Genomic DNA, 4,430 nt, shown 5'->3' with positions numbered 1-4,430 from the left:
GTCGAGGACCACCCGCTCGACTACGCCCCGTTCGAGGGCACAATCCCCGAGGACGAGTACGGCGGCGGCACCGTGATGGTGTGGGACCGCGGGACATGGGAACCGGAAGGCGACGCGGCCGCCGCCATGGCGAAGGGCGACCTGAAGTTCGCGATCGCGGGCGAGAAGCTGACCGGCTCCTGGGCGCTCGTACGCATGCGGCCGCGCCCGGGCGAGCGCGGTGAGAGCTGGCTGCTCATCAAGCACCGGGACGAGGCGGCACGCCCGCGCGCGGAGTACGACGTGCTCTCACAAGACCGCAGCGCCGCGAGCGGCCGCGCGATGGACGAGATCGCCGCGGCGGGCTGACCGGGCCGACGCGCGCACCCGCGCGCGTGCGTTGCATAATGGAGCGCGAGGCGCCCACCGCCGGAACCCGCTCGCGATACGAAAGGCCGCCATGCCCGTGCAGCGCATCGTCGCAGTCGACGACGAGGAGTCCATCCTCAAGGTCGTCTCGTACGCGCTCGAGCAGGAGGGCTACGAGGTCCACACCGCCGGCGACGCGGCGGGCGGCGCGTTCCTCATCGGCGAGGTGCACCCCGACCTCCTCATCCTCGACGTCATGCTGCCGGGCAAGAGCGGCCTGGACCTCGCGCGCGAGATCCGCGAGACCAGCAACGTGCCCATCATCATGCTGTCGGCCCGCGGCGACGAGGTCGACCGCGTCCTCGGGCTCGAGTTCGGCGCCGACGACTACGTCACGAAGCCGTTCTCGCCGCGCGAGCTCGTGAGCCGCGTGAAGGCGATCCTGCGCCGTGCCGGCTCGCAGGCGGTCGAAACCAAGCCGCGCGTGGCGCTCGACGAGCTGGTCGTTGACGGCGAATCGCACACGGTCACCATGCGGGGCGAGCCGGTCCACCTGACGACCTCGGAGTTCGGCATCCTCCAGCTGCTCGCGACCCACCCCGGCAAGGCATACTCGCGCGCGGACATCCTGGCGGCGCTGTGGGGCGAATCCCCCCTCGGCGACGACCGCGCCATCGACGTGCACATCCACAACATGCGCGAGAAGCTCGAGAGCGACCCGAAGAACCCCGAGTACCTGCTCACGGTGCGCGGGTTCGGCTACCGGCTGAAGGAAGAGTAGGCGAGATGCCCCGGCTCGGGCGGTCATCGGTCCGCCTCTGGCAGACCGAGCTGTTCGTCATCGTCATCGTCGTGGCGATCGTCGTGCTGTCGGTCTCGCTGTCCCAGGGCCTCCAGCGCACGCTGACACAGCTCGGCGAGACCGAACAGCTCACCGACGCGTCCGCGCTCGCCTCGCAGGTCTCGCCCGAGTTCCCGCTCACGGTGGAGAGCCGCCAGCGCATGCGCGACCGCATGCGCGAGTTCCGCGCCATCTACGGCGACGACGTGTGGGTCTACGACGTCGACGGCACCGTGCTCGACTCGGTGGGGACCGGAGGCCCCGGCGAGGCCGTGCTCGAACAGGCGCGCGTGAGAGGCCTGGCGGACTCGCCGCCGTACTCGCACATGGACCTCGTGGCGGACGGCTGGGTCATCGCCGCCAAGGCCGTCTACGACCGCGACGGCCGCCGGGCCGCCACGGTCGTCATCGCGAGCCCCGTCACGGACACGCTCTCCGTGCTCGACGCCGTGCGCCGCCAGTTGTGGACCACCTTCTGGATCGCGCTGGCCGCGTCCGGGCTGCTCGGCCTCGTCTTCTCCGAGTTCATCGGCAGGCGCGTGCGCAGGATGTCGGAGGCGGCCGCCGCCATCGCGGACGGCGACTTCGACCAGCGGCTGGCGACCGGGCTGGTGCCCGACGAGATCCACGAGCTCGCCGAGTCGTACAACCGCATGGCCGCCAAGCTCGGTGAGGCGTTCTCCGCGCTGCGCGAGCGCGAGCAGGAGATCGCCACGGTCGTCGAGTCGCTCGCCGAGGGCGTGGTGGCATTCGACGCCGCAGGCACCGTGCGCGTGATCAACCCCGAGGCCGCGATCCTGTTCGGTCTGCCGGAGGACCGCGAGGGACTTGTGGGCGGCCGGGTCACCGACCTCACCCGTAACCCGGTCATCCTCGACGTGGTGGACAACGCGCTGGCAGGCAACCGCGTCTCGGCGACCGCGGTCCTCGGCGAGCGCACCGTGCTGCTGCACGGAACGCCCATCGACCCGGCCGATGGACACGCCGACGGCGCGGTCCTGCTCATGGGCGACGTCACCGAGCAGAAGCGCATCGAGGAGGCCCAGCGCCGCTTCGTCGCCGACGCGAGCCACGAGATGCGCACCCCCATCGCCGCGCTCCAGGGCCTGCTCGAGCTGCTGACCGGCGGCGCCAAGGACGACGCCGAGGTGCGCGACGACTTCCTCAAGACGATGTCGCAGGAGGTCGAGCGCCTCGGGCGCCTCGTGGCCGACCTGCTCACGCTGGCCCAACTCGAGGGCGGCAGCCTCAGGCTCGCACGCGAGCCCGTGCCGGTGGTGGAGATGCTCGAGGAGCTCGCGACCGTGATGCAGCCGCTCGCGGACCGCCGCGGCGTCGCGCTGGCGGTCGAGTCGCCCGACGGTCCGCTCGAGGCGGACTGCGACCGGGACCGCATCATGCAGGTCCTCCTCGGCTTCGTGGACAATGCCGTCAAGCACTCGGCGACCGGCGAGACGGTGACGATGAGCGCCGCGCTCGCGGCCGGCCGGGTCCGGCTGTCGGTCACTGACCGCGGGCCCGGCATCGACCCGGACGCGGTGCCGCACCTGTTCGACCGCTTCTACCGGGCCGACCAGTCGCGCGCGACCCGGGGCACGGGCCTCGGGCTGGCGATCGCGAAGGAGATCGTCGAGGCGCACGGCAGCGCCATCACGGTCACGTCGTCGCGCGGCGACGGCTCCACGTTCTCGTTCGACCTCCCCCCGGCGGCCTGACGTCGTTTCGCGCGCACGCGAAGAGGGCCGGCGCTGGCGGCCGGCCCTCCGTGTCGTTCCCGTGTCGGTGAAGCGTGCCCTAGTGCGAAGACTCCTGACGGGCCGGCTCGCCCATGCTCGAGAGCCGGAACGAGAACTCCAGGGCCTCCTGGTCGCGGCGCGCCATCCAGAACAGCGCCGAGGCGGTGGCCATCGGGCCGAGCAGCGCCAGCGTGGTCAGGATCCACACGCCGATCTCGAACCCGTGAGCGACGCCCCACACCACGGCCGCGGCGGTCGCGACGGCGAGCAGTGCGGCGGCGACCCGCTCCCAGTACCAGCCGATCACGAGCGTGGCGGCGGTGGCGAGCAGCGGCACGGCGGCGGCCATGAGGGCCGAGCCCATGCCGGTCTGCTGGTACGAGTACAGCCCGGCGAACGCCGCGATGGCCCAGAACGCCCCACCGAGGATCACGAACCCGCGAGCGACGCCGCGCTCGAGGTAGATCTTCCGCTCGGCCTTGGCGGTCTTCTCCGCCTCGGCGACCGGCTTCGACTCCGCCTTGGCGGCCTTGCGCTCCTCGGCCGAGCCGTAGGCGACGAGCCCGAGGACGGCCGGGACGCCGATGGCCAGGACGGCCGCCCCGACGAGACCCACGATCAGAAGCGCTGCGACGATGATGATCGACATCCTTCTCACCTTCCTTGCCACGCCGCCTCGCGGCGTTCGCTTTCACTGTGGTGAGTATCGACGCGTGCGGCGGCCGCCAGGTTCGCGCCCCGTTTCGCTCACGTTAGGGTTGTGTGAGAGTCCGCGCGAGGGTCGTCAGGGGGTGACGGCACCCTCCGCGGCGGCGCGGGCGTGGCAGAAGCCGCAGGACGAGTCGCTGTGGCACTCGGCGCAGCTGTCGTCGCCCTTCTCGGCGACGCGCGCGGGGTGCGAGGCGAGCCACCCCTCCTCGTGGTCCACGTGGCATTGCCGGCAGTCTCCGGCAGTGTGGCAGCTGTAGCAGACCCGCGTATCGGCACGCGCGGCGCCCGGATGCGCGTCGAGCCACTCGGCCTTGGGAAGGTGCGACGCCGGCCGGTTCGCGTGACAGTCGTCGCAGAACTTCAGGCCGAAGTCGTGACACGCGTTGCAGCTGTCGGCGCCGGAGCGCAGCGCCTCGCCGCCGTGCTGCGCGAGCCAGTCGTCGGCCTCGTGCGCCGCCGTCCACGGCAGCGCACGCCCGCCGTGACAGCCACGGCAGTCCTCGGGCGCGATGACGCGGGGGATGTAGCCGGGTGCATGACGCGGCGCGCGGTCGCCTTCGTGGCAGCCGGTGCAGTCGGCGTCGATGTCGCCCGGCGACATCGGGGACCCGGCGTGCGTGCCGGGGAAGGCCGAGTGGCACTTCTTGCAGAAGGCGACGTCCACCCACATGGCGGCCACGGTGCTGCTGCGCGGGGTGAGGTCGACGCGCGGGTGGCACTCGTGGCAGCGCAGCCCGCGGCGCAGCAACCGGCTGCGCAGGTGGATGAGGTGGACCGGCAGCGCGGACCCGGAC

The 4,430-nt window shown here is 72.0% G+C and carries 4 protein-coding genes; 3 read left to right on the top strand and 1 reads right to left on the bottom strand.

Annotated elements, in window-relative coordinates; translation table 11 throughout:
• From FDZ70_06875 to FDZ70_06865, 3 genes are all read left to right on the top strand, one after another.
• Nucleotides 1-348: ATP-dependent DNA ligase (locus FDZ70_06875; GenBank protein ID TLM75789.1), on the top strand; the 348-nt coding region annotated here is incomplete at its 5' end.
• Between the two features lie 97 nt (nucleotides 349-445).
• Entirely contained in the window at nucleotides 446-1,129 is a 684-nt protein-coding gene (locus FDZ70_06870; protein TLM75788.1) for a response regulator transcription factor, read from the top strand.
• Nucleotides 1,130-1,134: 5 nt separating this feature from the next.
• Nucleotides 1,135-2,904, top strand: coding sequence for a HAMP domain-containing protein (locus FDZ70_06865; protein ID TLM75787.1), 1,770 nt, complete (start codon nucleotides 1,135-1,137; stop codon nucleotides 2,902-2,904).
• Between the two features lie 79 nt (nucleotides 2,905-2,983).
• Here the strand turns inward: FDZ70_06865 and FDZ70_06860 are convergent, their stop codons facing one another.
• Entirely contained in the window at nucleotides 2,984-3,574 is a 591-nt protein-coding gene (locus tag FDZ70_06860; protein ID TLM75786.1) for a hypothetical protein, read from the bottom strand.
• Nucleotides 3,575-4,430 lie beyond the last annotated feature (856 nt).

It is taken from the genome of Actinomycetota bacterium, from assembly GCA_005774595.1.
Taxonomy (GTDB): Bacteria; Actinomycetota; Coriobacteriia; order Anaerosomatales; family D1FN1-002; genus D1FN1-002.
Note: the sequence above shows the minus strand (reverse complement) of the source record. Positions and strands in the feature narration are given on the sequence as shown.

Excerpts from the sequence above, each read along its gene's own strand:
- FDZ70_06865 (TLM75787.1), top strand. The coding sequence starts at position 1,135 with ATGCCCCGGCTCGGGCGGTCATCGGTCCGCCTCTGGCAGACCGAGCTG.
- FDZ70_06860 (TLM75786.1), bottom strand. The coding sequence starts at position 3,574 with ATGTCGATCATCATCGTCGCAGCGCTTCTGATCGTGGGTCTCGTCGGG.